This window comes from Bradyrhizobium sp. 23AC (assembly GCF_054863025.1).
In genome coordinates this window covers 1-25,573 of record NZ_JAVAYN010000006.1, presented here as the reverse complement: position 1 = coordinate 25,573, position 25,573 = coordinate 1, and the positions used below count along the sequence as shown (strand labels likewise).

The following is a 25,573-nucleotide window of genomic DNA, read 5'->3' as shown; positions in this document are numbered from 1 at the left end:
CGGTGACGGCGTGATGACAAGGCGGCACCAATGCATCGCCGGCAACGCAGATCGACCACGCTGCAATGGCAGGGGTCGTGCGCCTGACGGAAAAGCTTCACATCGCAGTCAATGAGGATCGCTAGCAATTGCCGCCGATCAGGATTCACAGGAGACCAGCGATGCGAAGCGAAGACGTGCTGAGACTTCCGTCCATGCCCGCGGCGGGGCCGAGCTATCCGGCCGGGCCGTATCGGTTCGTCAACCGCGAATTCCTCGTCATCACCTACGAGACCGACCCGGTGCTGATCCGCGCCGGCCTGCCTGAGCCATTGCAGCCGATCGACCAGCCGATCGTGCATTACGAATGGATCAGGATGCCGGATTCTTCCGGCTTCGGCAGCTACACCGAATCCGGCCTCGTCATCCCCGCGCGTCTCAACGGCGAGGACGTCAACTTCGTCTCGCAGATGTATCTCGACGACGATCCGCCGATCGCCGCCGGCCGCGAGATCTGGGGCTTTCCCAAGAAATACGCCCACCCCAAGCTCGAGATCGTCAAGGACACGCTGACGGGCACGCTGGAATATGCCGGCCAGCTCGTCGCCATGGGCACCATGGGCTACAAGCACGAGAGCATGGCCGGCAACGGCGATCTCACCCGCGCCACGCTGTCGAAGACGCAGATCAATCTGAAGATGATCCCGGGCGTCGACGGCCGTCTCGAAGTCTGCCAGCTGGTCGCGATCAACCTCGTCGATATCGTGCCGAAGGGCTCCTGGATGGGGCCGGGCCGGCTGCATCTGGTGCCGCATGTCAACGCGCCAGTTGCGGATTTTCCGGTCCGCCGCTGCCTCGGGGCGCATCATTACATCGCCGATCTGACGCTGCCGTTCGGCCGCGTCGTGCACGACTACATCAGGCAAGCCGAGGCGGCCGCGACCGGGCTCGCGGCGGAATAGGGCGGCATCATCAAACTGTAACACTGGCGTAATTGAGTACCCGCGTGGGGGTCCGGAAGATGCCGTCAGCCATCTTCCGGAATGGGGCAGTTGTTGGCGGTTGGGGTTGGCCATGGCTGAGCCGGCAAAGCTTGTCAGCGCACTATCGGACGGCGAACCCGCCATTCCCGGCCTGGTCTGGGCCTTCCGCCTGCACGGCGACGGCAGTGCCGAGGCGCTGCCGGTCGAGCAGCCGATCGAGTTCAGCCATGACGGCCGGCTGTGGCTGCATTTCAACCTGACTGACGCGCGGGCGCGGCCCTGGATCGCGGCGTCGCAGCTGCCGCCGCTCGCGCGCGAGCTGCTGCTGTCGAGCGACACCTTCCAGCAGCTTCACGTCATCGATCACTGCGTCTATGGCGTGTTTTCCGACCTCGTGCGCGAGATCGACAGCGCGACGGAGGAGACCGCGTTCCTGCGCTTCGCCATGACCGAGCGGCTGCTGGTCTCCGGCCGCCATCAGGCGCTGTGCTCGGCGGACGCCACGCGGCGGGTGCTCGAAGGCGGCTACCGCGTCGACAACGTCGCCCATCTGCTCGAAAAGATCGTCGACGAGGTCGCCGACACGCTTGACCGGATGGCCGACAAGCTCGGCCAGGAGATCGACGATATCGAGGAGCGCATCCTGGCCGATGACGCCAAGCCGCAGATGCGCCGCAACCTCGGCCGGCTCCGCCGCACCTGCGTGCGGCTGCATCGGCAGCTGACCGGATTGCGCACGCTGTTTCACCGTCTCGATCAGAAGAACACCGATCATTTGTCGCCGGCGTTGCGGATCCAGGCCGGCAAGCTCGCGCAGCGGCTCGATGGCCTCGATCACGACATCGTCGAGCTGCGCGAGCGCAGTCGCCTGCTCGAGGAGGAGCTGCGCTTCAAGAACGAGGAGGAGAGCAACCGCCATCTCCACACCCTCTCCATCGTGACCTCGCTGTTGCTGCCGCCGACGCTGATCACCGGCATCTTCGGCATGAACACCAAGGGCCTGCCGCTGACCGAGGTCGAGAGCGGATTCCTCTGGGCCGCGGTACTGATGGCCTCCTCGGTTGCCGCGGCCTATCTGTTCATGCGGCGCACCGGTATCTTCAAGTAGCGTGTGTCGATCGTGAGTTGGGGGACCCAAATATCCGTGGCGGCCGCGCTTGCCGTGGCCTGCACGGCGACGAGCGCGCTCGCCGGCGCCAAGGACGAGAGCGCGGCCGCATGGCTGTTTCCCAAATGGTTCAACGCGTGGCATGACGGCCTTGCCGGCAAGGGCCTGAATTTCGGTGCCACCTATATCGCAGACAATATCGCCAACGCCGCCGGCGGCGTGAAGCGCGGTGCCGTCCATTTCGGCCGGCTTGATCTGTCGGTCGACGCCGACCTCGACAAGCTGGTCGGCTGGACCGGCGGCCGCTTTTACGCCAATGCCTTCATCATCTACGGCCAGGGCCTCTCCCGCAACTACGTGATGAACCTCGCCACCATCAGCGAGATCGAGGCGCTGCCGGACCAGCGGCTTTACAATGCCTATTTCGAGCAGAGCTTTTTCAATGACCGCCTGAACATCCGGGCCGGCCAGCAGGCCGCCGATGTCGAGTTCTTCGACAGCCAGACCGACGACCTCTTCATCAACGGCACCTTCGGCTGGCCCGCGATCAAGGCCAGCAATCTTCCGGCGGGCGGCCCGGCGCCACCGATCGCGGTGCCGGGCATTCGCATCAAGGCGGCACTGACCGACAAGATTATCGCGTATGGTGCGGTGTTCAATGGCGATCCGTCCGGGCCGGGCGATGTCGATCCGCAGCTGCGCGACCATCATGGCCTGGCATTCCGCATCAACGATCCGCCATGGGTGATCGGGCAGGTCCGCTTCAACTACGACATCGATATCGGCGGCCGCCCGCTCGCCGGCAATTTCACGCCGGGTGCGTGGAAGCATTACGGCTCGTTCGACAGCCAGCGCTTGACGGCGGAGGGGATGTCGATCGCCGATCCCGGCGGCAGCGGCATTCCCGCAAGACTCAAAGGCAATTACGGCATCTTCGCCGTGATCGAGCAGGTGCTGTATCGCCCGCCTGAGGTCACCGAGACCAGCACGTCGGCCTCGCTCCCCGGCATCACCGCGTTCGGCCGCATCGCCTACAGCCCGCCGGATCGCAATCTGATCGACCTCTATATGGACGGCGGCATCGGCTTCGTCGGCTTCACGCCGGGCCGTCCGCTCGACCGCTTCGGCGTCGCCATGGCCTACATGCGGATCTCGAATACCGCGCGCAATCTCGACGTCGACACGCAGGCCTTCACCGGCATCCGCAGTCCGGTGCGCAGCAACGAGACGCTGATCGAGATGATCTACGAGGCGCACATCAAGCCGGGCTGGCTGATCGCGCCTTACTTTCAATATGTGTTCCGTCCCTCCGGCGGCGTCCCGAATCCGAACGATCCGAGCGGTGTTTCGCGGATCGGTGACGCCGCAGTGTTCGGCGTCACCACCACGATTAGATACTAGGCCGAGGCCGCCGCCGGCTGCAGCTTCGGTTGCCGCGAGAGCGCCAGCACGATCAACGAGGCGAACACGCAGAGCGCGCCGGCGATGAAGAACGCAGGCAGGTAACTCTCATAGACGGTCCGCGACAGGCCGGCACCGAAGGCGGCGGTACCGGCGCCAAGCTGGTGGCCGGCAAAGATCCAGCCGAACACCAGGTTGGCGCGCTCGGGCCCGAATTTCTGCGCGGTGAGGCGCACGGTGGGCGGCACGGTTGCGATCCAGTCGAGCCCGTAGAACATCGCGAAGATCGACAGGCCGTAGAACGAGAAATCGCTGAACGGCAGGAAGATCAGCGAGAGCCCGCGCAACCCGTAATACCAGAACAGGAGATAGCGGTTGTCGTAGCGGTCCGACAGCCAGCCCGACATGATGGTGCCGAAGAAGTCGAAGATGCCCATGGCTGCGAGCAGGCTCGCGGCCTGCACCTGCGGGATGCCGAAATCGAGGCACATCGGGATCAGGTGAACCTGGACGAGGCCGTTGGTGGAAGCGCCGCAGACGAAGAAGGTCGCAAACAGGATCCAGAATGCGGTCGACTTCGAGGCATCGCGCAGCGTGCCGAGCGCCACGCCCGTGATCGAGCCGTGGCTCACGGGCGGGGCCGGCAGGGGCTCGGTGCCCCCATCGCCGTACGGGCGCAGGCCGAGATCGCTCGGACGGTCGCGCATCGCAAGCAGGACGGCCACCGCGGAGACGCCGAGCATGATGCAGACAAAGCCGAGCGCCAGCCGCCAGCCATAGCGTTCGGTGAGGCTTGCGAGCAACGGCAGGAACACGAGCTGACCGGTAGCGACGCTTGCGGTCATGATGCCGACGACGAGGCCGCGCCGCGCCGCGAACCAGCGCGTGGCAATGGTTGCGCCGAGCACCAGCGCGGTCATGCCGGTGCCGATGCCGATCACCACGCCCCACAGCGCAACGAGCTGCCAGACCTCGGTCATGCCGAGCGATGCTACGAGCGCCGAGACGACGATCAGCTGGGCCGCCAGCGTGACGTTGCGCAGGCCGTAGCGGTTGAGCAGGGCGGCCGCGAATGGCGCCATCAGTCCGAACAGGATGAACCGGATCGACAGCGCGGAGGAGATCTCCGCCGTGCTCCAGCCGAACTCCTTCTGAAGCGGAACGATGAACACGCCGGGCGCACCGACCGTGCCGGCGCTGATCAGCGCGGCAAGGAAGGTCACGCCGACCATCACCCAGCCGTAATGAATGTTGCGGCGGGACAATGCTGCCGCGAGCCGGTTCGAGATCATTGGGCCTCAATGTGGGTTGGCGAGCCCGGTGGGACTCGCGTCATGGTTCCAGTCTGGCACGGGGAAGGGAAGTCTGAAATGACAGACTTCCCTCTATTTCGGACACCCGCGCTCAGCGTGCCAGCCGCTCCACCGCGATCGCCGTGGCTTCGCCGCCGCCGATACAAAGCGCGGCAATGCCGCGCTTGAGGTTGTTCGCCTCGAGCGCGTGCAGCAGCGTCACGATCAGCCGCGCGCCGGTCGCGCCGATGGGATGGCCGAGTGCGCAGGCGCCGCCGTTGACGTTCAGCTTGTCGCGGGGAATGCCGAGGTCGCGCTGCGCCGCCATTGCGACCACGGCGAAGGCCTCGTTGATCTCGAACAGATCGACGTCGGAGGCAGCCCAGCCGACCTTGTCGAGCAGCTTGCGGATCGCCGGGATCGGCGCCGTGGTAAACCATTGCGGTTCCTGGCTGTGGGTGGCGTGGCCCTTGATCTCCGCGAGAATGGGCAGGCCAGTCCGATCGGCGAGCGACCGCTTCGCCAGCACCAGCGCGGCGGCGCCGTCGGCATTGGCGGAGGAGGCGGCCGGCGTGATGGTGCCGTTGGCACGGAACGCCGGTTTCAGGCCCGGGATCTTTGCCGGATCGACTTTGAGTGGATGCTCGTCATTGGCGACGATGCGGGGACCGGCCTTTTCCGCGAGCGTGATCGGCGCAATCTCGGCCTTGAACGCGCCGCCCTCGACAGCCTTGCGGGCGCGGCTGAGCGTCTCCATCGCATAGGCGTCCTGGTCCTTGCGGGTGAACTGATAGGCCTCGGCGGTCGCTTCGCCGAAATCGCCCATGGAGCGGCCGGTCTCGTAGGCATCCTCCAGGCCGTCCATCATCATGTGGTCGATGATACGGTCGTGGCCGACGCGATAGCCGCCGCGCGCCTTGGCGAGCAGATAGGGCGCGTTGCTCATGCTCTCCATGCCGCCGGAGACGACGATGTCGGCCGAGCCGGCGCGGATGATGTCGTGCGCCAGCATGGTCGCCTTCATGCCGGAGCCGCAGACCTTGTTGACCGTGGTCGCGCCGGTTGCGTCGGGCAGTCCGGCCGCGCGCGCCGCCTGACGCGCGGGCGCCTGGCCCTGTCCGGCCGGCAGCACGCAGCCCATGAAGACCTCGTCGACTTTCTCGGGTGCAAGTCTTGCGCGCTGCAGCGCCGCGCCGATCACGTGTGACCCGAGCTTGTGCGCGGGGAGCGGCGAGAGCTCGCCCATGAAGCGGCCGAGCGGGGTGCGGGCGGCGGAGACGATGACGACGGGATCGGCGGCTTCGGCCATGATGGGGCTCCCTGGCGGTGATGTGTAAGATTATGATCATCATATGATGCGGTGCAAAAAATGCAACCGCGCAAGGGATGAGAAATTGTCGTGGGTGGGATGAGATTTGGTCGTTCGAGCGAGGGAGGCTTACCTACGGCACACTGTCATCGCCCGCGAAAGCGGGCGATCCAGTATTCCAGAGGCCGTGAGGCTAGAACCGAGAGGCTGCGGCGTACTGGATGCCCCGCCTTCGCGGAGCATGACATCGTCTTTGAGGAAGCGCCTTCGTTCCTCGCGCCTATCGCTTCCTGTTCACAAACGCCTGCATCAGCCGGGTCGGCTCGTCCGTCAGGAACGACTCGCCGAACACCTTGACGCTCAGATTCACCGACTCCGTCAGCGGCAGTTCCTCCCATTGCCGCAGCAGCGCCTTCTGCGAGCGCAGCGCCTCCGGGCCGCATTCGAGCAGCGCCTTCACGGTGTGCTCGACGGCCGCGTCCAGTTCGCCCTCCGCCGCGACCTTGTCGACCAGTCCCCAGGCGAGCGCGGTGGCTGCGTCGATATTCTCCGCCGTCATCACCAGCCAGCGCGCGCGGGCCCAGCCGATCAGGCGAGGCAACAGCGCTGCGTGGATCACCGAGGGGATGCCGACGCGCACCTCCGGCATTCCGAAATGCGCATCATGCGCGGCAATCCGGAAATCGCAGGCGGCCGCCACTTCGAGACCGCCGCCAAGGCACCAGCCGGGCATACGCGCGATGACCGGGGCGGGGAAGGCGCGCACGGCCTCGCAGAGATCGCGCAGGCGGCTGATGAAAGCTTCGGCCGATCGTTGGTCGAGCTTGGCCATCTCCTTGATGTCGGCGCCGCCGATCATGCTCTTCTCGCTCTGGCCGCGCAGCACCACGACGCGGATGCTGCGGTCGGATGCAAGCTGCTGCAGGCCTTCGCGCACGGCGTCGGTCACCGGCGAGCCGAGAATATTGAGCGGGCCGGCGTTGCAGATCGCGACATGAACGACGCCGCGCGCATCGCGAGTCACGCCGCAGTGGGGGTTGAGCATTTCCATCGTGGGATCTCGAAGGTTTCGTGGACCGGCGCGAGGCGCGCGGGTCGGTGCCACTTCCGGGCCGAAACGTCCTTATTGTCAAGCGGGGCGGGGGGCGAGTTGCAAGGGCGAAGTCCGTGGCATAGTATGATGAGTAACATACAAAAGGGATCTTATGACTGAACCCGACCAATTCGATCTGTTTTCGCCCGCGCAGCGGCGCGAGCGCGTGGTGGACTGGCAGGTGCCGGCGCTGGTCGCGAAAGTAGCGATGGGCCTGTCGGGCATGGACGCCATGCTGGGCATTCGCGATGGCCGGCTGCCCCCGCCGCCTTTCGCAAAACTGATCGGCTTCACGGTGGGGGTGGTCGAGCCGGGGCGGATCGTCATGGAACTGGAGCCGCGCGAGGACCTCGAAAACACCATCGGCCTCATCCACGGCGCGACCGCAGCTGCGCTGCTCGATACCGCGATGGGATGCGCGATCTCGACCCGGTTGGAAGCGGGGCAGAGCTCTGTGACGCTCGACCTGAAAATGACCTTCCTGCGTCCGCTCTCGGTTCGCTCAGGCCTGATCTCGGCCGAAGGCAAGGTGATCAAGTTGGGACGGCAGACCAGCTACACCGAAGGCTTCGTCCGGGACGGCAAGGGCGCCCTTGCGGTGCACGCAACTGCAACGTTTTCCATGATCGGAAGCAACTTAACATGAATTAATGCACCCTTTTCGTCATTTGGGTGTTATGAGATGACCATCGACATTCAATGAGAACCGCATGCGCTACTCCCGGGAACACAAGCAGGAAACCCACGACCGGATCGTGAAGAGGGCTTCTGTGCGGCTGCGCGAAAAGGGCGCCCATGGCATCGGCGTGGCCGACCTCATGAAGGAGGCGGGCCTGACCCATGGCGGCTTCTACGCGCATTTCGATTCCCGCGAGGCGCTGGTGATCGAGGCGTTCGGTTACGCGATGGACCGCTCGATGGAGCACTGGCGCAAGATCACCGACGAGGTTTCGCCGGACAAGCGGCTGGCGATGATCGCGGAGGCCTACCTGTCGGCGCTGCATCGCGACAATCCCGGCCATGGCTGCTCGATTCCCGCTCTCGGTGCCGAGATCGCCCGCGAGAGCCCGAAGGCGCGAAAGGCCTTTGCCGGCAAGCTCGATGAGATGATCGAGGTGCTGGCGGACAACATTCCGAACATGCCGCGCAAGGCCGCGCGCAAGCAGGCGGTTGCGACGCTGGCGACGATGGCCGGCACCATGTTGCTGGCGCGCATTGCCGGGTCGAGCGAGCTCTCCGACGAGGTGTTGAAGGTGGGCCGGGACAGTGCGGTGGAAGGTACGAAGCGTGAGCCGAAGGCGGCGGCGGTGAAGAAGGTGAAGAACTAGGCGAGGTGCCGTTGAATGCGTAGGGTGGATTAGCGAAGCGTAATCCACCTCTTCGATTTCCGCGGAGACAGACGTGGTGGGTTACGCCTAACCCACCCTACGAAGTGCGCCCCGCAAACAACGCCCGCTCGCGCTCCACGATCTCGCCGATGTAGTCCGCCACCGCTCGGATCCGCGCCAGATCCTTGCTGTCGGCGTGCATCAGCATCCAGAATGTCCGCGTGATCGAGATCTCCTCGGGCAGCACCGGCACGAGTTGCGGATAATCGCTCGCCATGAAGTGCGGCAGCACTGCGATGCCGAAGCCAGAGAGCGTGGCGTTGAGCTGTGCGATCAGATTGGCGCTGCGGAAGCGCGCGGAGATCCGCGGCGACACCTGCGGCAGATAATCGAGTTCCGGTGTGAACAAGAGCTCTTCGATGTAGCCGACGAAGCGGTGCTGCGGCAGGTCCTGCCGCGAGACGATTTTCGGGAAGCGGTCCAGATAGGTGGGGGCGGCGTAGAGGCCGAGGCGGTAGTCGAGCAGCTTGCGGCCGACGATGCGGCCTTCCTTCGGCATGGTCAGGCTGATGGCGATATCGGCCTCGCGCTTTGAGAGACTGAACAGCCGCGCGGTGGCCACAAGTTGCAGATCGAGATCGGGATACCGGTCGGCGAAGGGGGCCAGCCGCGGCGCCAGGAAAGCGGTGCCGAAGCCATCAGGCGCGCCGATCCGCACCGTCCCCGTCAGCCGCGCCACGGAGCCGCCGACCTGCTCCTGGTTGGCGACGATGGTCGATTCCATCGCTTCCGCGCTGTCGGCCACGCGCTGGCCGGCCTCGGTGAGGAGGTAGCCGGTCTTGCGCCGGTCGAACAGCTTGGCCGAGAGGTGCTTTTCCAGCCGGTCGACGCGGCGGATCACCGTGGCATGGTCGACCCCGAGCTGTTTTGCCGCAGCCGAGACCGAGCCGCCCCGCACGATGGCCAGCACGAAGCGAAAGTCGTCCCAATCGATAGCGCCTTGATCCAGCATTTTCGCACATCTATGGTGCATTATCTCAGACTTGAATCCTATAAAATGCAGGTCGATAGGATTTGTCAAAGCGTTCAAGCTCGGCCTCAAGGAGATCATTCATGCGTTCAGTCGGACATTTCATCGGTGGCAAGGAAGTAAAGGGCACGTCTGGCCGCACCGCCGACGTTTTCGAGCCGATGACCGGTGACGTCCAGGCCAAGGTGGCGCTGGCGTCCAAGGCCGAGGTCCGCGCCGCCGTCGAGAATGCCCGCGCCGCGCAGCCGGAATGGGCCGCGACCAATCCGCAGCGCCGCGCCCGCGTCATGATGAAATTCGTCGAGCTGGTTCAGCGCGACTACGACAAGCTCGCCGAGCTGCTCGCCCGCGAACACGGCAAGACCGTTCCCGATGCGAAGGGCGACATCCAGCGCGGCCTCGAGGTCGCCGAGTTCGCCTGCGGCATCCCGCATCTGATGAAGGGCGAATACACCGAAGGCGCCGGCCCCGGCATCGACATCTATTCCATGCGTCAGGCACTCGGTGTCGTCGCCGGCATCACGCCGTTCAACTTCCCGGCGATGATCCCGATGTGGAAGTTCGCGCCCGCGATCGCCTGCGGCAACGCCTTCATCCTCAAGCCGTCGGAGCGCGATCCCGGCGTGCCGATGCTGCTTGCCGAACTCATGATCGAGGCGGGCCTGCCGGCCGGCATCCTCAACGTCGTCAACGGCGACAAGGAAGCCGTCGATGCCATCCTCGACGATCCCGATATCAAGGCCGTCGGCTTCGTCGGCTCCACGCCGATCGCGCAGTACATCTATGAGCGCGCCGCCCAGACCGGCAAGCGCTGCCAGTGTTTCGGCGGTGCCAAGAACCACGCCATCATCATGCCGGATGCCGACATGGACCAGGCCGTCGATGCACTGATCGGCGCGGGCTACGGCTCGGCCGGCGAGCGCTGCATGGCCGTCTCGGTCGCAGTCCCCGTCGGCAAGTCCACTGCCGACCGTCTCATGGAAAAGCTGATCCCGCGCGTCGAGTCGCTCAAGATCGGCACCTCGATCGATCCCTCGGCTGATTACGGCCCGCTGGTGACGCGCGAGGCGGTCGAGAAGGTCAAGGGCTACATCGACATCGGCATCAAGGAAGGCGCGACGCTCGCAGTCGATGGCCGCGGCTTCAAGATGCAGGGCTATGAGAACGGCTTCTATCTCGGCGGTTCGCTGTTCGACAACGTCACCAAGGACATGCGGATCTACAAGGAAGAGATCTTTGGCCCCGTGCTCTCGGTCGTCCGCGCGCACGACTACAAGGAGGCGCTGGCGCTGCCGTCGGATCACGATTACGGCAACGGCGTTGCGATCTTCACCCGCGACGGCGATGCCGCCCGCGACTTCGCGGCCAAGGTCAATGTCGGCATGGTTGGCATCAACGTGCCGATCCCGGTGCCGATCGCCTATTACACCTTCGGCGGCTGGAAGAAGTCGGGTTTTGGCGATCTCAACCAGCATGGCCCGGATTCGGTCCGCTTCTACACCAAGACCAAGACGGTGACCTCGCGCTGGCCGTCCGGCGTCAAGGAAGGCGCGGAGTTCTCGATCCCGCTGATGAAGTGATCCCCTTGAGAGCGAGGCTCATATGCAGTTCGCTCTGAACGAGGATCAGATCGCGGTTCGCGACATGGCGTTGGCGTTTGCGGCGGAGAAGATCGCGCCGCACGCGCTGCGCTGGGACGAGGAGAAGCATTTCCCCGTCGACGTGATGCGCGAAGCCGCTACGCTCGGCATGGGCGGCATCTACATCCGCGAGGATGTCGGTGGTTCCGCGATGACGCGGTTCGACGCGGCGCTGATCTTCGAGGCGCTGGCGACGGGCTGTCCGACCACTTCGGCCTTCATCTCGATCCACAACATGGCGAGCTGGATGATCGATGCCTTCGGCAGCGACACCCAGCGCCATACATGGCTGCCAAAACTCTGCACCATGGAGCTGATCGCCAGCTACTGCCTGACCGAGCCGGGCGCGGGCTCGGATGCCGCGGCGCTCCGCACCCGCGCGGTGCGCGATGGCGATCACTACGTTCTCAACGGCCAGAAGCAGTTCATCTCCGGTGCCGGCGGTACTGATCTGCTGGTCGCGATGGTGCGCACCGGCGGCGATGGCCCGGGCGGCATCTCGACCCTCGTCATCGACGGCAAGACGCCGGGCGTCTCCTTCGGCGCCAATGAGCGCAAGATGGGCTGGAACGCACAGCCGACCCGCGCCGTGATGTTCGAGAATGCCCGCGTCCCAGTCGCCAATCGCCTCGGCGAGGAGGGCATCGGCTTCAAGATCGCGATGGCGGGCCTCGACGGCGGCCGGCTCAACATCACGGCCTGCTCGCTGGGGGGTGCGCAGACCGCGCTCGACAAGGCGCGCGCCTACATGAAGGAGCGCAAGGCCTTCGGAAAGCGCCTCGACGAATTCCAGGCGCTGCAATTCCGTCTCGCCGACATGGCGATCGAGCTCGAGGCCGCGCGCACTTTTCTGTGGCGTGCCGCCGCGGCGCTGGACCGCAAGGACCCCGATGCCACGATGCTATGTGCAATGGCCAAACGCTTCGGCACCGATGTCGGCTTCGAGGTCGCCAACCATGCGCTGCAGCTTCACGGCGGCTACGGGTACTTGAGCGAATATGGGATCGAGAAGATCGTGCGCGATCTGCGCGTGCATCAGATCCTCGAAGGCACCAATGAAATCATGCGGCTCATCGTGGCGCGCAAACTGATCGAGGGCGCGCGATGAGTTCAGTGGAAGAGGGCGATCTCGTTGCCCGCGTCGAGGGCGCGGCCGGAATCATCAGGCTCAATCGTCCCAAGGCCATCAACGCCGTCACGTTGGAGATGTTTCGCGACATCGACAAGGCGCTCGACCGCTTCGAGGCCGATCCCGCCGTCGCGGTGATCGTGCTGGAAGGCTCCGGCGAGCGCGGCCTCTGTGCTGGCGGCGACATCCGCACGCTCTGGGAAAGCTCGAAGGTCAACGGCGACCTCGGCAAGATCCTTTGGCGCGAGGAGTACATCCTCAACGCCCGGATCAAGAAATTCCCAAAACCATATATCGCTTTCATGGACGGCATCGTGATGGGCGGCGGCGTCGGGCTTTCCGCCCATGCCAGCCACCGCATCGTCACCGATCGCACTAAGCTCGCGATGCCCGAAGTCGGGCTCGGCTTCTTCCCTGACGTCGGCGGCACCTTTCTGTTGTCGCGCTCGCCGGGCGAGGTCGGCACTTACTTCGGCCTCACCGGCCAGACCATGAACGGGCCCGACGCGATCCACGCGAAATTCGCCGACGCCGTGGTGCCGGCAGCCAAATGGCCCGAGCTGCGCGAGGCCCTCACCAGGGTTCGTCAGGGAGTGACCGCGGCTGAGGTGACCAAGCTCATCAACAGTTTTGCGACCGGTGAGACCGCGGGACCGGTCGCTGCAAAAGAGCCGGCAATCGACGCATTGTTCGGCTTCGACCGGATGGAAGATATCCTTGCCGCTCTGAAACGTGACGGCTCGGAGTTCGCGCTGGCGACGCTGAAGACGCTCAACGAGAAATCGCCGCGCGGCATGGTGGTGACGCTGAATCTGTTGCGACTGGCGCGCACCGCGTCGAGCCTGGAGGAATGCCTGGTGCGCGAATACCGTGCCGCGCTCGAGGTGTTCCGCAGCGATGATTTTCGCGAGGGCGTGCGCGCGGCCGTGATCGACAAGGACCGCAATCCGATCTGGTCGCCGCCGCGGATCGAGGATGTGACGCCAGAGATGCTTGCGCCGTATCTCGCCGAGATCGGCGCCGACGAGCTGAAGTTCAACTAATCAACGATTGAAGCTGGAGGAAACGACAATGGCCACGATCGCATTCATCGGTCTCGGCAACATGGGCGGCCCGATGGCGGCCAATCTGGTCAAGGCGGGCCACAAGGTGGTGGCGTTCGATCTCGTCGAAGCCTCGCGCAATCAGGCCAAAGCCGACGGCGCCGGCATCGCCGACAGCGCCGCGGGCGCGGTGAAGGGCGCCGATGTCGTCGTCACGATGCTGCCGGCCGGCAAGCATGTGCTCGGCGTTTGGAACGAAATCCTTCCCGCGATGACCAAGGGCGCGCTGGTCATCGATAGCTCCACCATCGACGTCGAGAGTGCGCGGCAGGCGCATGCGCTCGCCGGCAAGCACGGCGTGCTCTCGGTGGATGCGCCGGTCTCCGGCGGCACCGGCGGCGCCAAGGGCGCGACGCTCACCTTCATGTGCGGTGGCGAGGAGAACGCTTTCGCGGCGGCAAAGCCGGTGCTGGAGAACATGGGCAAGAAGATCGTGCATTGCGGCGGCGCCGGCGCAGGGCAGGCGGCCAAGATCTGCAACAACATGATCCTCGGCATCTCCATGATCGCGGTGAGCGAGGCGTTTGCGCTCGGCGAGAAACTCGGACTCTCGCATCAGGCGCTGTTCGACGTCGCCTCGACCTCGTCGGGCCAGTGCTGGTCGCTGACGACCTATTGCCCGGTGCCGGGCCCGGTGCCGACCTCGCCAGCGAACAACGATTACAAGCCGGGATTCGCCTCGGCGCTGATGGTGAAGGATCTGACGCTGGCGCAGGACGCCGCGAAGGCTGCGGGCGCGGCCACCCCGCTCGGCAAGCATGCGCAGGAGATCTATCAGTCTTTCGACGCAGCCGGGCAAGGTGGGGTGGATTTTTCCGGAATTATCAAGCACGTTCGCAGCCTCGCTGGAAAATAGCGAGGCTTCGTAGCCCGGATGGAGCGAAGCGAAATCCGGGACAGCTGCTTCCAATGGCGTAGCCGGCCCCGGATTGCGCTTCGCTCCATCCGGGCTACGCTCGAACATCAATTCGACGGGCCCGGAACATGACGACATTTCAGGACGCGCGCGCGTTTCTGCTCAACCACCGCACGGATTACGAGACGGCGGTCAAAGGCTTCCGCTGGCCGGATCCGGTTCCCTTCAACTGGGCGCTCGACTGGTTCGACGAGCTGGCGAAGGACGCCGAAGCCAAGGACCGGCCCGCGCTCTGGATCGTCGACGCCGCGCAGGACCGGCAGACAAAACTATCCTTTGCGGCGCTGTCGAAGCGCTCGAACCAGGTCGCGAATTTTCTCCGCGCGCAGGGCCTGAAGCGCGGTGATCATCTCTTGCTGCTGCTCGGCAATGTGGTTCCGCTCTGGGAGACGATGCTGGCGGCGATGAAGCTCGGCGTCGTCGTGATCCCCGCGACCACGCTGCTCACCGCGGATGAGCTCCGCGATCGCCTCGATCGCGGCAAGGCGAGGGCGGTGGTCGCGGCCGAGGATCAGGTCGCGAAATTCGCAAGCCTTAAATTCGAAAGTCTTGGTGCCGAGAACGTGGTCCGTATCGTGGTCGGTGCGCCCTCCGATGGCTGGCTCGCTTACGATGATGCCGCAAAGGCCCCGGAGAGTTTTAGCGCCGAGGGCCCGACTAATGCCGACGACCCGATGCTGCTCTACTTTACCTCGGGGACCACTGCAAAACCAAAACTCGTCCGGCACAGCCAGCGCAGCTATCCGGTCGGGCATCTGTCGACCATGTACTGGATCGGGCTGAAGCCCGGCGACGTCCATCTCAACATCTCCTCGCCGGGTTGGGCCAAGCATGCCTGGAGCTGTTTCTTCGCGCCGTGGAACGCGGGCGCCACCGTGTTCGTGGTCAATCAGCCGCGCTTCGATGCGAAGGCGCTGCTCGCGACCATCGGCCGCTGCGGCGTCACCACGCTGTGCGCGCCGCCGACGGTGTGGCGGCTGTTCATCCAGGAGAACCTTGCGTTCTTCAAGGTGAGCTTGCGCGAGGTCTGCGGCGCCGGCGAGCCGCTGAATCCTGAAGTGATCGACCAGGTGCGGGCGGCCTGGGGGCTCACCATCCGCGACGGCTATGGCCAGACCGAAACCACTGCGCTCGCCGGCAACTCGCCGGGCCAGAAGATCAAGATCGGCTCGATGGGCCGGCCGCTGCCGGGCTATCGCGTGCAGATCAGCGACGCCGACGGCAACAAGGCGAAGGAAGGCGAGGTCACGCTGGTGCTCGGCGCCGAGCGGCCCGCCGGCCTGATGCAGGGTTATCAGAGCGACGACGGCAAGCTCTCCGGCGCCGAAGGCGAGCTCTATCGCAGCGGCGATGTCGTGTTCGAAGACGACGAGGGCTATCTTACCTTTGTCGGCCGCTCCGACGACGTGTTCAAGTCGTCGGATTACCGGATCAGCCCGTTCGAGCTGGAGAGTGTGTTGCTCGAGCATGAGCTGGTCGCGGAAGCCGCGGTGGTGCCGAGCCCGGATCCGATCCGGCTCGCGATCCCCAAGGCGTTCGTGCTGCTGACCTCGGGCGCGGAGCGGACGCCCGAGACCGCGCTGTCGATCTTCCAGCATCTGCACACGCGGCTCGCCCCGTTCAAGCGCATCCGCCGCCTCGAAATCGTCACCGAGCTGCCGAAGACGATCTCTGGAAAAATCCGCCGGGTGCAGCTACGCAGGTTGGAGCGCGACGATGATCGCAACGATCCGCTGCGCGGCCGGGAATTCCGTGAGGAGGATTTTCCGGAACTGCCGAAAACACGGAGTGAGACCTAAGTGAACGAAGTCTGGAAGAAGCCGCCGATTTCCTTGGAAGCCTATCAGGCCATGGTCGGCAAGGAGATCGGCGTGTCGTCGTGGCACTTGATCGATCAGCCGCGCATCGACACCTACGCCGACGTGATCGAGGATCACCAGTTCATCCACGTCGATCCTGAACGTGCCAAGAAGGAGACCGCCTTCGGCACCACCATCGCGCACGGCTTCCTGACGATGTCGCTGCTGTCGATCATGTCCTATGAGGTGATGCCCGTGATCGCGGGGACCACGATGGGCGTCAATTATGGCTTCGACAAGCTGCGCTTCATCTCGCCGGTCCGCTCGGGCAAGCGCGTCCGCGGCCGTTTCGTGCTGGCCGAAGCCAAGCTCCGCAAGCCCAACGAGCTGCAGTCCCGCACCAATGTCACGGTGGAGATCGAGGGCGAGGACAAGCCGGCGCTGGTCGCGGAGTGGCTGGGTCTGATCTATTTCGCGTAGGGCGGGCGGGCTTGACCCGGCCGGTCTTCGCTGCTCAAAAGCCTGTCAATTTGATGGATGGCCGGGTCAAGCCCGGCCATGACGACCAGCATTAGGAACGCACTCATGGCAATCAGGTTCGACGGACGCGTCGCCATCGTCACCGGCGCCGGCAATGGTCTGGGGCGCGCGCATGCGCTGGGGCTGGCCAGCCGCGGCGCGAAAGTGGTCGTCAACGATTTCGGCGGCGCGCGTGACGGCACCGGTGGCTCGCTGTCGCCGGCCGAGACCGTGGTCGAGGAAATCCGCAAGGCCGGCGGCACCGCGATGGCGGATGGCGCCGACGTCTCCAATTTCGAGCAGGTAACCGCCATGGTCGAGCGCGCCACCAAGGAGTGGGGCAGCGTTGATCTCTTGTGCGCCAATGCCGGAATCCTGCGCGACAAGTCGTTCGGCAAGATGGAAGCGGCCGACTTCCAGAAGGTGCTCGACGTCCACCTCGTCGGCACCTTCTATTGCTGCAAGGCCGCCTGGGCCGGCATGCGCGACCGCAACTATGGCCGCATCGTGCTGACGACGTCGTCCTCCGGCCTCTACGGCAATTTCGGCCAGGCCAATTACGGCGCGGCCAAGTCCGGCATGGTCGGCCTGATGAACGTGCTGGCCGAGGAAGGCCGCAAGTCCGACATCCGCGTCAACATCATCTCGCCGACGGCCGCGACCCGCATGACGGAAGAGCTGTTGCCTCCGCAGGCGCTGCAGCTGATGAAGCCGAACGCGATCACGCCCGCGGTCGAGTACATGCTCAGCGAGGACGCGCCGACCCGCACCATCATGGGCGCCGGCGCGGGCTCCTTCGCGGTGATCAAGATCGTGGAGAGCGAAGGCATCAACTTGCCGGAGTCCGAATGGACGCCGGACGCCGTCGCCGCGCATTTCGCCGAAATCAGCGACATGTCGAAGGCCAAGGCGCTGACGGGGGCGTTCGAGCAGACGCAGAAATATGTGGCGCAAGCCGCGGCACGGGCGGGGATCAAGCTCTGACCGATGTCGCCGTCATCGGGGCCGGTCCCGCCGGGCTGACGGCGGCGGAGGTGCTGGCGCAGGGCGGCGCGCGCGTCACCGTGTACGACGCGATGCCGTCCGCGGGCCGAAAATTCCTGATGGCCGGCCGCGGCGGGCTCAATCTCACCCACAGCGAACCGCTGTCGGAGTTCATGGCGCGCTATCGCGAGGCGGCCCCGAAGCTGCAGGCGGCAGTCGAGGCGTTTTCGCCTGGGGCGTTGCGCGCGTGGAGCGAAGCCTTGGGTGAGCCGACCTTCGTCGGCACCAGCGGGCGGGTGTTTCCAAAAGCGTTCAAGGCCTCGCCCTTGCTGCGCGCGTGGCTCCGGCGGCTCGATGCGAGCGGCGTGCGGTTTGCCTTTCGTCATCGCTGGACCGGCTGGGATGACGAGGGGCGGCTGTTGTTTCGAACGCCAGATGGCGGTGCGGCTGTCGTTGCCAATGCGACGGTGCTTGCGCTTGGCGGCGCCAGCTGGCCGCGGCTGGGGTCGGATGGCAGCTGGGCCGACATCCTTGCCGCGAAGGGCGTTGCCATCTCAAAGCTGCGGCCAGCCAATTCCGGCTTCACGGTCGCCTGGTCCGATGTGTTCCGCGATCGCTTCGAGGGCCAGCCACTCAAGGGCGTGGCGCTGACGATCGGCGCGCATACGGTGCGGGGCGAAGCCATGATCACGCGTAGCGGCATCGAGGGCGGCGCGATCTACGCGCTGTCGGCCGAGCTTCGCGAGGCGGTGCTGGGTCTCGGACAGGCGACGCTGATGATTGCGTTGCGGCCCGACCTCGATGCCGCCGCTCTGACCACGCGGCTATCAGGCACGCGCGGCAAGCAATCGCTCGCGAACTTCCTGCGCAAGGCGGCGCAAGTGTCGCCGGTCGGCATCGGCTTGATGCAGGAGGCCGCCATCGTGTCCAGCCGGCCACTGGCCGCGTTCTCGCCCGCCGAGCTTGCGCATCTGATCAACGCCGTTCCGGTTCAGCTTACCGGCGTTGCCCCGATTGATCGCGCGATCTCGACTGCGGGCGGAATCACCTTCGATGAGATCGACAACCAATTCATGCTGCGCAAGCTGCCCGGCGTGTTTGTCGCGGGCGAGATGCTGGATTGGGAGGCGCCGACAGGCGGTTACCTGCTGCAGGCGTCTTTTGCGACGGGCGCGGCCGCGGCACGAGACGTGTTGCAGTGGCTCGCGCAATCGTCGTCCTGATTTCGGGGATCATGACGTTCCGGTCCGGGTCGCGAGATCGGTAACGAGTCCGAGCGCGCCGAAGCTCGCCGCGACCGCGCAGACCAGCGTCCAGCCGCCGTAACTCCAGGCAACGGATGCGGCCGCTGCGCCCACGCCGCCGCCGATGAAGAACAATGCGACGAACAGGCCGTTGATGCGGCCGCGTGCCTCGGGGCGCAGCAGATTGATGGCGCGGCGGCCAAGCGTCTGGTCGGTGGTGATGCCGATGTCGAGCAGGATCGTGCCCAGGCTCAACACCAGCAGAGCGGCGTTGCGGGATTCCAGCATGCCGGCCCAGGCACAGAGCGCGAGCGAGCCAATGATGAGCGTATGGGCTGCGACGAACATGGGGCGGGCCCAGCCCTTGTCGCCCCAGCGGCCGGCCAGTGGCGTTGCCGCAGCGCCGGCCACGCCGATCAATGCGAAAGCGGCAATTCCCTTGATGTCCAGGGCGAACGGCGCGTCCGGCAGCCGCAGCGCCACCGCGGCCCAGAAGGCGGTGAAGGACGCCATGACCAGCGCTGCAGTCCAGGCTCGTACGCGGAGTACGGGCTCTTCCCGCAGCAACCTTGGGAAGGAGCGGAGCAATTCGCGGTAGCTCGCGCGCGCAGTGGGCTGAAGTGCTGGCAGATAGCGGCCGAGCGCGCCGGCGAGGAGCGCCATAAGACCTGCCGAGACAACGTAGTAGGCGCGCCAGCTCCAGAGATCGGCAATCAGGCTTGCCGCTGGCCGCGACAACAGGATGCCGATCATCAATCCGCCCATGACCTCGCCGATGGCCTGGCCGCGACGCTCCGACGCCACCATGGACGCGACCAGCGGGACCACCATCTGGATTGCCGCGCAGGAGGCACCGAGAACGAACGTGGCGAACAGCAGAAGCAATGGCGTCGGCGCCAGTGCTGTCGCAAGTGCGGCAAGGATGGCGCAGCCGAGCGTCCGCAGGATGAGGCGCTTGTTCTCGACGAGATCGACGAGCGGGACAAGCAGCAGGAGACCGAGTGCATAGCCGAGCAGCGTCAACGTACTGACGAGGCCGGCCTGCCAAGGCGCCATGCCCAGGGAGCCGCCGATCAGGCCAACCAGAATTTGCGGTGCAAACAAATTGGTGACGACGACGCCAGTGGTGATCGCGCCGAGCCAGATCAGGGGGCGCTCGGCGAGTTGTTTGGGAGATGCAAACCTGGTGGTTTCGGAGACGGTCATCGGTCCTCGCTACAATGGTGTGGGTCCTTTAAGCGAGTGGGCTAATATGCTACAATTCAAATAAGCCTATAAAGAATATGCGAGTATGTTATGAATACCCATGACCTCGTCGCCTTCGTTGCGGTGGTCGAGACCGGATCGATCGTCGCGGCTTCTGCGCGCCTCAATCTTACTCAGCCCGGCGTAACTCGGCGCATCCAGAATCTCGAGGAGATGCTGGGTGCGCAGCTTCTCGACCGGCTCTCCAAGCCGTTAAAGCCGACGGCTGCGGGCCACGAGGCCTATGAGCAGGGACGACGCCTGCTCAGAATGCTGGATGATCTCAAATCGGGCGTCGCGAATGATGGGGTGGTGCGCGGTGAGTTCAGGCTGGGCCTCACGCCGTTTCTCTCGGAGGCGGGGCTCACCGCGCCGCTCGACGCCGTGCGGGCCGAATTTCCGGCTCTGGCCGTGCGGGTCGTTTCCGGCTGGTCGCCGCTTCAGGTCGAGCGGGTCTGTCGCAACGAACTCGATGCTGCAGCGATTTGCTTGCCTGATGGCGCTGTGCCCCCTGCGGAGCTTCTCGCCGACGATCTCGGTGCGGAGCCGGTCATTTTCGTCGTCGCACGCGACGTGAAGATGCCCCGTATCGTCGATCTGGAGCGATTGTCGCAAATGTCGTGGGTGATCAACCAGGATGGTTGCGGATTTCGTGACGGGCTGAAGCGTCGCTTCGATGCCGAGCATCTGCCCTTCAACATTGCGGTGGAGGCCCTCGACAGCGAGCTTCGTCTGTCGCTGGTCGCGCGCGGCCTCGGCGTCGGTCTGGTGACGCCGATTGCGCTGAAGCGGAGCGCATTCCGCGGCAAGCTCAAGCCGGTCGCGGTGCGTGGCTTCAACCCGGCCGTGCGCGCATGGATCGTGCATCGCCCGCCCGCCGGCCGATTGGCGCGTCCGATCAAGTTGTTTCGCGACGGACTGGATCGGGAGCTGAAGGCGTTGATCGGTTAGCGCAGCTTGCCCCGCGCCGCCACGGGCAGCGTGCCGATGATCTCCTCGCCGCGCACCATCACCACTTCGTCCATCATGTTGACGACGACGCAGACATGGTTCGGCACGACGCGGACGACGTCGCCGACGTTCGGGCGCGTGTTGCTGCGGGAGAGATCGAGGAAGCCGTGCTCCTCGGCGAAGCGCGCGATCTTGGCTTCGGGGTGCTCCAGGATCAGGCCATGGCCGTCGAGACCGCCGGTATCAGTGGTCAGCGTCTTCGAGCCGGCATCGAGGATGCCGCGCTCGGGCGCGGCGCGACTCACCATCGTCGAATAGATGTGCAGCGCGCAGTCGTCCCAACTGGCGACGCCGGCCGCCACCTGCATGCGGTCGTTATAGATGTAGGTGCCGAAACGATGCTCGGTGCCGCCCTTGAGCTTGCCGATGTTCTTCAGGTTCGGCGTGCCGCCGGTCGAGACGATTTTTGCGTCCAGCCCGTGCGCGCGCACACCGGCCAGCGCCTCATCGTAGAATTTCTGCGCGTCCGCCCAGCCGGTCTCGGTCGGATACATCATGAAGCCGGCGAACTGCAGCCCCTTGGATGCGGCGATCTCGCGCGCCAGCGCAATGGCTTCCGCCGGCGTCTCGACACCGGCGCGCTTGCGCCCCGTATCGCATTCGACCACGACCGAGAGCGGACGGCCCGACGCCGCCGCAGCCTTGGGCAGGCCGGCGACGACGGTCGAATTGTCGGCGGCCACCGTCATGTTGGCCTTCGCCTGCAGCGCGCCGAGGCGGGCCATCTTCTCTTCGCCGAGAAGATTGTAGCTGATCAGGATGTCGTCGATGCCGGCATTGACCATGATCTCGGCTTCGCCCAGCTTCTGGCAAGTGATGCCCTTGGCGCCGGCCGCGACCTGCATCTTGGCGATGGTCGGGTTCTTGTGCGTCTTGATGTGCGGACGGTTGGCGACACCGACCTCGTCGCAGGCTTTCTGGATCCGCGCGATGTTGCGCTCGACCCTGTCCATGTCGATGACGGCGCAGGGCGTGCCATATTCGCGGGCGATTTTTGCGGCGAGGGGAGTTGTCATGAGATCTCTCTATTTCCGGATCCGTAGGATGGGTAGAGCGAAGCGAAACCCATCATAACCTAATCCCTTTGTGCGATGGGTTTCGCTGCGCTCTACCCATCTTACAAGCTAAGCCTGTTCAATCTCTTCGCGGAGCATTTCCAGTTCGAGCCAGCGCTCTTCGGACGCCGATAGCTCTTCGTGCGCCTTCGCGATAGCGGCGGAGGTGTTGTCGAATTTCTTGCGATCTTTCGCATAGAGATTGGGATCGTCGAGCACGCGCTGCAGTTTTGCAATATCGGCCTGCAGCGTTTCCATTTTCTTCGGCAGCGTTTCCAGCGCGTGCTTCTCGTTGAAGCTTAGCTTGCGCCTCGGTGCGGAGGCGGGAGCAGCGGCGCGCTCCTCTCTCTTCTCCGCAATCGGCTGCGCCTTCGCCGTTTCACGCTTCAGATCCGCACCGCGCTGGGTCAGCATGTCGCTGTAGCCGCCGGCATATTCGGTCCACTTGCCGTTGCCCTCAGGCGCTATCACGGAGGTGACGACGCGATCGAGGAAGTCGCGGTCATGGCTGATCAGGATGACGGTGCCCTCGTAATCGCCGAGCATGTCTTCGAGGACGTCGAGCGTTTCGAGATCGAGGTCGTTGGTCGGCTCGTCCAGCACCAGCAGGTTCGAGGGTTTTGCCAGCGCGCGCGCCAGCATCAGCCGGCCGCGCTCACCGCCCGAGAGGACTTCCACCGGCGTGCCGCGCTGCTCCTGCGTGAACAAAAAGTCCTTCATGTAGCCGACGACGTGCTTCGGCTTGCCGCCGACCATGATCTGATCGCCACGACCGCCGGTCAAGGCTTCAGCCAGCGTCGATTTCGGATCGAGGCTTTCGCGATGCTGATCGAGCGTCGCTACCTCCAGATTGGCGCCGAGACGTATCGTGCCGGAATCTGGTTGCCCGCCGCCGGTGAGCAGATTGACCAGCGTGGTCTTGCCGGCGCCATTCGGGCCGATGATGCCGAGCCGGTCGCCGCGCTGGATGCGCGTCGAGAAATTCTCGACGATCATGCGCTCGCCATAGGCCTTGGTGACGCCCTTGGCCTCGATCACCAGCTTGCCTGATTGCTCCGCTTCGCTAGCTGCAAGACTGGCGGTGCCGGCCGTGCCGCGATAGTTGCGGCGCTGGTCGCGCAGCGCATGCAGATTGCCGAGACGCTTGACGTTGCGCTTGCGGCGGCCGGAGACGCCGTGGCGCAGCCAGTGCTCCTCATCGACGATCTTGCGGTCGAGCTTGTGCTGGTCGCGCTCCTCTTCCGCCAGCACCTCGTCGCGCCAGCTCTCGAACGAAGCAAAGCCACGATCGATCTGCTTGATCTTGCCGCGGTCGAGCCACGCGGTGGAGCGCGAGAGATTGGTGAGGAAGCGGCGGTCGTGGCTGATGATCACCAGCGCGCTGCGCCTGGAGTCGAGCTCCTGCTCCAGCCACTCGATGGTGGCGAGATCGAGATGGTTGGTCGGCTCGTCCAGCAACAAAATGTCAGGCGAGGGCGCGAGCACATACGCCAGCGCCGCGCGACGGGCCTCGCCGCCGGAGAGATTATGCGGGTTCTCGTCACCGGTCAGGCCAAGCTGCTCCAGCAGGTAGCGCGCCTGGTGCTGATCGTCGCCGGGCGCGAGACCGGACTCGACATAGGCAAGCGTGGTCTTGTGCTCGCCGAAGTCGGGCTCCTGCGGCAGGTAACGCACGGTCGCGCCCGGCTGCACGAAGCGCGTGCCGCCATCGGGTTCGACGAGGCCGGCCGCGATCTTCAGCAACGTCGACTTGCCCGAGCCGTTGCGGCCGATCAGGCAGACGCGCTCGGATGGCGCGACGTTGAGCTCGACGCCTGACAGCAGCGGCGTGCCGCCAAAGGTCAGCCTGATGTCTTTGAGTTGGATCAGCGGCGGCGCCATGATCAGCCTTGATGTGTTGCGGCCTGATCGGCGCGGCGGCGCTGGATCCGGCGCAGCGTCTGGTCGAGCGCCGAGAGGAAGGCGGAACGGTCGCGCGGTGCGAATGATCGCGGGCCGCCGGTGACCTCGCCGGCCGAGCGCAGATCCGTCATCAGATTGCGCACCGCCAGCGTCATCCCGATCGACTCTTCCGTGAACGGCTTGCCGTTCGGGGCGATCACGTCGGCGCCGGCCTTGACGCAGCGGCTCGCCAGCGGAATGTCCGATGTCACGACGACGTCCCCCGGCTTGACGCGCTCGACGATCCAGTCGTCGGCGGCGTCCATACCGGCGCCTGCGGCGATGCGCTCGATCAGTGGATCGTGCGGCACGCGAATGAAATTGCCGGCGACCACGCTCACGGGCACGCCGTGCCGGAGCGCGACGCGATAGATCTCGTCCTTTACCGGGCAGGCGTCGGCGTCGACATAGATGCGGGTGGGGGTGTCAGTCATTCGCCGCGTGGTACCCCATTCGGGCCGCAAAGGCGAGGGGATTGACCGGTGTTCCCTGGAGCCTACGATCCGCCCGAAACAACAAGAACAGGGAAGATGACCCCATGCCGAACCGGCTCGAAACCTGGCGCGTCGAGGCCTACAACACCGCCAAGCAATCCGAAAACAAGATGCATGACGACACGGTGGCGCGTCGCTTCGGCTTTTCCGGCGGGCTGGTCCCCGGCGTTGATGTCTTCGCCTACATGATGCATGTGCCGCTGGCGCGCTGGGGCCGCGATTTCCTGTCCCGCGGGCTGGTCGAGGCCCGCTTCATCAAGCCGGTCTATGATGGCGAGCCTGCCGATGTCGATGCGACCGAGCACAACGGCTTGCTGACGATCGAGGTGTTCAGCCGCACCGAACTCTGCGCGACAGGCACGGCCTCGTTGCCGGCCGCGCCGCCTGTGGTGTCGCTGAGCGACTATGTCGCGGTCCCCGTGGTCGCCGAGCGCACGCCGGTCAGCCCCGCGACGTTCGAGACAGGCAAATGGTTGGGCACGACGCCCCGACGATGGGCCGGGCAGGATGCGGCTGACTATCTCGCCGACATCAGGGAAACCGATCCGATCTTTGCGCGCGAGGGGCTCGGCCATCCCGGTCTGATCCAGCGCGTCATGAACCGCGTGCTGGTGGACAACACCGTTCTGGGCCCGTGGATCCACGTCGGCAGCCGCATGCAATTGCTGTCGGCGGTACGCACCGGCGACGAGATCGCCGCGCGGGCCAAGGTCACGGCGAATTACGAGAAGAAAGGCCACCGCTTCGTCGAGCTCGACGCGCTCGTCGTCGCCAACGGCACGACGCCGCTCGCGCATTGCCAGCACATTGCGATCTACCAGCCGCGCGAGCAGGCGGTGTAGGGCGGGAAGGGCGAAGCTGCCGCTCCGAAAATGCTGTCATGCCCCGCGGAGTGTTTAGTCCGGAGACATGGCTGACACCTGTTCGGACACATCACTGACAGGTTGGCCATTGGTCAAGTCGATGGATG

General features: G+C 65.2%; 23 protein-coding genes. 15 read left to right on the top strand and 8 right to left on the bottom strand.

The genetic code is table 11. The annotated features are described in order from the left end of the window. Positions 1–161 precede the first annotated feature (161 nt). The 3 genes from RAD10_RS16020 (at position 162) to RAD10_RS16010 (ending at position 3,471) form a co-directional block, all read left to right on the top strand. The gene (locus tag RAD10_RS16020) at positions 162–941 is read left to right on the top strand and encodes an acetoacetate decarboxylase (RefSeq protein ID WP_461618271.1); all 780 of its coding nucleotides are present in this window, start codon (positions 162–164) and stop codon (positions 939–941) included. 112 nt (positions 942–1,053) lie between these two features. Continuing rightward, on the top strand, positions 1,054–2,070 hold the full coding sequence (locus RAD10_RS16015) for a transporter (protein ID WP_461618270.1): 1,017 nt from the start codon (positions 1,054–1,056) through the stop codon (positions 2,068–2,070). A 36-nt stretch (positions 2,071–2,106) separates the two neighbouring features. Next, complete coding sequence (locus tag RAD10_RS16010; protein ID WP_461618269.1) at positions 2,107–3,471, top strand: carbohydrate porin; 1,365 nt, start codon at positions 2,107–2,109, stop codon at positions 3,469–3,471. On the opposite strand, the gene RAD10_RS16005 is transcribed toward RAD10_RS16010, so the two are convergent. The 3 genes from RAD10_RS16005 to RAD10_RS15995 form a co-directional block, all read right to left on the bottom strand. Further along, on the bottom strand, positions 3,468–4,763 hold the full coding sequence (locus RAD10_RS16005) for an MFS transporter (protein ID WP_461618268.1): 1,296 nt from the start codon (positions 4,761–4,763) through the stop codon (positions 3,468–3,470). The genes RAD10_RS16010 and RAD10_RS16005 overlap by 4 nt on opposite strands. Before the next feature lie 112 nt (positions 4,764–4,875). After that, positions 4,876–6,072, bottom strand: a complete 1,197-nt coding sequence (locus tag RAD10_RS16000) for an acetyl-CoA C-acyltransferase (protein WP_461618267.1) — start codon at positions 6,070–6,072, stop codon at positions 4,876–4,878. Between the two features lie 280 nt (positions 6,073–6,352). Beyond that, entirely contained in the window at positions 6,353–7,123 is a 771-nt protein-coding gene (locus RAD10_RS15995; protein WP_461618266.1) for an enoyl-CoA hydratase, read from the bottom strand. A gap of 154 nt (positions 7,124–7,277) precedes the next feature. On the opposite strand from RAD10_RS15995, the gene RAD10_RS15990 reads away from it, so the two are divergent. After that, positions 7,278–7,811 carry a PaaI family thioesterase gene (locus tag RAD10_RS15990; RefSeq protein ID WP_461618265.1) on the top strand — a complete coding sequence of 178 codons (534 nt, stop codon included), beginning with the start codon at positions 7,278–7,280 and terminating at the stop codon, positions 7,809–7,811. 64 nt (positions 7,812–7,875) lie between these two features. Then, positions 7,876–8,493 carry a TetR/AcrR family transcriptional regulator gene (locus RAD10_RS15985; protein WP_461618264.1) on the top strand — a complete coding sequence of 206 codons (618 nt, stop codon included), beginning with the start codon at positions 7,876–7,878 and terminating at the stop codon, positions 8,491–8,493. A 97-nt stretch (positions 8,494–8,590) separates the two neighbouring features. On the opposite strand, the gene RAD10_RS15980 is transcribed toward RAD10_RS15985, so the two are convergent. After that, the gene (locus tag RAD10_RS15980) at positions 8,591–9,505 is read right to left on the bottom strand and encodes a LysR family transcriptional regulator (RefSeq protein ID WP_461618263.1); all 915 of its coding nucleotides are present in this window, start codon (positions 9,503–9,505) and stop codon (positions 8,591–8,593) included. 101 nt (positions 9,506–9,606) lie between these two features. Here RAD10_RS15980 and RAD10_RS15975 point away from each other — a divergent pair, with 101 nt between their 5' ends. The 8 genes from RAD10_RS15975 to RAD10_RS15940 all read left to right on the top strand — a co-directional run bounded on the left by RAD10_RS15975 (position 9,607) and on the right by RAD10_RS15940 (position 18,836). Continuing rightward, a complete protein-coding gene (locus RAD10_RS15975) occupies positions 9,607–11,103 on the top strand; it encodes a CoA-acylating methylmalonate-semialdehyde dehydrogenase (RefSeq protein WP_461618262.1) in 1,497 nt (498 codons plus the stop codon). 22 nt (positions 11,104–11,125) lie between these two features. Beyond that, entirely contained in the window at positions 11,126–12,271 is a 1,146-nt protein-coding gene (locus RAD10_RS15970; RefSeq protein ID WP_092252673.1) for an isobutyryl-CoA dehydrogenase, read from the top strand. After that, positions 12,268–13,335, top strand: coding sequence for an enoyl-CoA hydratase/isomerase family protein (locus RAD10_RS15965; RefSeq protein WP_461618261.1), 1,068 nt, complete (start codon positions 12,268–12,270; stop codon positions 13,333–13,335). Before RAD10_RS15970 ends, RAD10_RS15965 begins: the two co-directional genes overlap by 4 nt. A gap of 13 nt (positions 13,336–13,348) precedes the next feature. Next, positions 13,349–14,251 (top strand): 3-hydroxyisobutyrate dehydrogenase, encoded by a 903-nt coding sequence (gene mmsB / locus RAD10_RS15960; RefSeq protein WP_283811329.1) that lies wholly within the window; start codon positions 13,349–13,351, stop codon positions 14,249–14,251. A 128-nt stretch (positions 14,252–14,379) separates the two neighbouring features. Next, complete coding sequence (locus tag RAD10_RS15955; protein WP_461618260.1) at positions 14,380–16,110, top strand: AMP-binding protein; 1,731 nt, start codon at positions 14,380–14,382, stop codon at positions 16,108–16,110. Then, positions 16,111–16,590, top strand: a complete 480-nt coding sequence (locus RAD10_RS15950; protein ID WP_028145119.1) for a MaoC family dehydratase — start codon at positions 16,111–16,113, stop codon at positions 16,588–16,590. 105 nt (positions 16,591–16,695) lie between these two features. After that, positions 16,696–17,613: an SDR family NAD(P)-dependent oxidoreductase gene (locus RAD10_RS15945; protein ID WP_018319886.1), complete on the top strand. Its 918-nt coding sequence runs from the start codon at positions 16,696–16,698 to the stop codon at positions 17,611–17,613. Further along, positions 17,610–18,836 carry a BaiN/RdsA family NAD(P)/FAD-dependent oxidoreductase gene (locus RAD10_RS15940; RefSeq protein ID WP_461618570.1) on the top strand — a complete coding sequence of 409 codons (1,227 nt, stop codon included), beginning with the start codon at positions 17,610–17,612 and terminating at the stop codon, positions 18,834–18,836. Before RAD10_RS15945 ends, RAD10_RS15940 begins: the two co-directional genes overlap by 4 nt. Before the next feature lie 9 nt (positions 18,837–18,845). Here RAD10_RS15940 and RAD10_RS15935 read toward each other — a convergent pair whose 3' ends face one another. Continuing rightward, positions 18,846–20,063, bottom strand: a complete 1,218-nt coding sequence (locus RAD10_RS15935; protein ID WP_461618259.1) for an MFS transporter — start codon at positions 20,061–20,063, stop codon at positions 18,846–18,848. Positions 20,064–20,153: 90 nt separating this feature from the next. Between RAD10_RS15935 and RAD10_RS15930 the strand changes: the two genes are divergently transcribed. Then, positions 20,154–21,053: a LysR family transcriptional regulator gene (locus tag RAD10_RS15930; protein ID WP_461618258.1), complete on the top strand. Its 900-nt coding sequence runs from the start codon at positions 20,154–20,156 to the stop codon at positions 21,051–21,053. Here the strand turns inward: RAD10_RS15930 and RAD10_RS15925 are convergent. The 3 genes from RAD10_RS15925 to RAD10_RS15915 all read right to left on the bottom strand — a co-directional run bounded on the left by RAD10_RS15925 (position 21,050) and on the right by RAD10_RS15915 (position 24,543). Beyond that, positions 21,050–22,129, bottom strand: coding sequence for an alanine racemase (locus RAD10_RS15925; RefSeq protein ID WP_461618257.1), 1,080 nt, complete (start codon positions 22,127–22,129; stop codon positions 21,050–21,052). The genes RAD10_RS15930 and RAD10_RS15925 overlap by 4 nt on opposite strands. A 108-nt stretch (positions 22,130–22,237) precedes the next feature. Next, a complete protein-coding gene (locus RAD10_RS15920; RefSeq protein WP_461618256.1) occupies positions 22,238–24,049 on the bottom strand; it encodes an ABC-F family ATP-binding cassette domain-containing protein in 1,812 nt (603 codons plus the stop codon). Positions 24,050–24,051: 2 nt separating this feature from the next. Continuing rightward, positions 24,052–24,543, bottom strand: coding sequence for a YaiI/YqxD family protein (locus RAD10_RS15915; protein WP_461618255.1), 492 nt, complete (start codon positions 24,541–24,543; stop codon positions 24,052–24,054). A 104-nt stretch (positions 24,544–24,647) separates the two neighbouring features. Here RAD10_RS15915 and RAD10_RS15910 point away from each other — a divergent pair, with 104 nt between their 5' ends. Beyond that, positions 24,648–25,445 (top strand): hypothetical protein, encoded by a 798-nt coding sequence (locus RAD10_RS15910; protein WP_461618254.1) that lies wholly within the window; start codon positions 24,648–24,650, stop codon positions 25,443–25,445. Positions 25,446–25,573 lie beyond the last annotated feature (128 nt).

Bases quoted from the DNA above. Each gene is read 5' to 3' on its own strand.
- RAD10_RS16000 (WP_461618267.1), bottom strand. From the start codon at position 6,072: ATGGCCGAAGCCGCCGATCCCGTCGTCATCGTCTCCGCCGCCCGCACC.
- RAD10_RS15990 (WP_461618265.1), top strand. From the start codon at position 7,278: ATGACTGAACCCGACCAATTCGATCTGTTTTCGCCCGCGCAGCGGCGC.
- RAD10_RS15935 (WP_461618259.1), bottom strand. From the start codon at position 20,063: ATGACCGTCTCCGAAACCACCAGGTTTGCATCTCCCAAACAACTCGCC.
- RAD10_RS15980 (WP_461618263.1), bottom strand. From the start codon at position 9,505: ATGCTGGATCAAGGCGCTATCGATTGGGACGACTTTCGCTTCGTGCTG.
- RAD10_RS15925 (WP_461618257.1), bottom strand. From the start codon at position 22,129: ATGACAACTCCCCTCGCCGCAAAAATCGCCCGCGAATATGGCACGCCC.
- RAD10_RS15970 (WP_092252673.1), top strand. From the start codon at position 11,126: ATGCAGTTCGCTCTGAACGAGGATCAGATCGCGGTTCGCGACATGGCG.
- RAD10_RS15995 (WP_461618266.1), bottom strand. From the start codon at position 7,123: ATGGAAATGCTCAACCCCCACTGCGGCGTGACTCGCGATGCGCGCGGC.
- RAD10_RS15930 (WP_461618258.1), top strand. From the start codon at position 20,154: ATGAATACCCATGACCTCGTCGCCTTCGTTGCGGTGGTCGAGACCGGA.
- RAD10_RS15965 (WP_461618261.1), top strand. From the start codon at position 12,268: ATGAGTTCAGTGGAAGAGGGCGATCTCGTTGCCCGCGTCGAGGGCGCG.
- RAD10_RS16015 (WP_461618270.1), top strand. From the start codon at position 1,054: ATGGCTGAGCCGGCAAAGCTTGTCAGCGCACTATCGGACGGCGAACCC.
- RAD10_RS15985 (WP_461618264.1), top strand. From the start codon at position 7,876: ATGCGCTACTCCCGGGAACACAAGCAGGAAACCCACGACCGGATCGTG.
- RAD10_RS15920 (WP_461618256.1), bottom strand. From the start codon at position 24,049: ATGGCGCCGCCGCTGATCCAACTCAAAGACATCAGGCTGACCTTTGGC.
- RAD10_RS15955 (WP_461618260.1), top strand. From the start codon at position 14,380: ATGACGACATTTCAGGACGCGCGCGCGTTTCTGCTCAACCACCGCACG.
- RAD10_RS15910 (WP_461618254.1), top strand. From the start codon at position 24,648: ATGCCGAACCGGCTCGAAACCTGGCGCGTCGAGGCCTACAACACCGCC.
- RAD10_RS15975 (WP_461618262.1), top strand. From the start codon at position 9,607: ATGCGTTCAGTCGGACATTTCATCGGTGGCAAGGAAGTAAAGGGCACG.
- RAD10_RS16005 (WP_461618268.1), bottom strand. From the start codon at position 4,763: ATGATCTCGAACCGGCTCGCGGCAGCATTGTCCCGCCGCAACATTCAT.
- RAD10_RS15945 (WP_018319886.1), top strand. From the start codon at position 16,696: ATGGCAATCAGGTTCGACGGACGCGTCGCCATCGTCACCGGCGCCGGC.
- RAD10_RS16020 (WP_461618271.1), top strand. From the start codon at position 162: ATGCGAAGCGAAGACGTGCTGAGACTTCCGTCCATGCCCGCGGCGGGG.
- RAD10_RS15915 (WP_461618255.1), bottom strand. From the start codon at position 24,543: ATGACTGACACCCCCACCCGCATCTATGTCGACGCCGACGCCTGCCCG.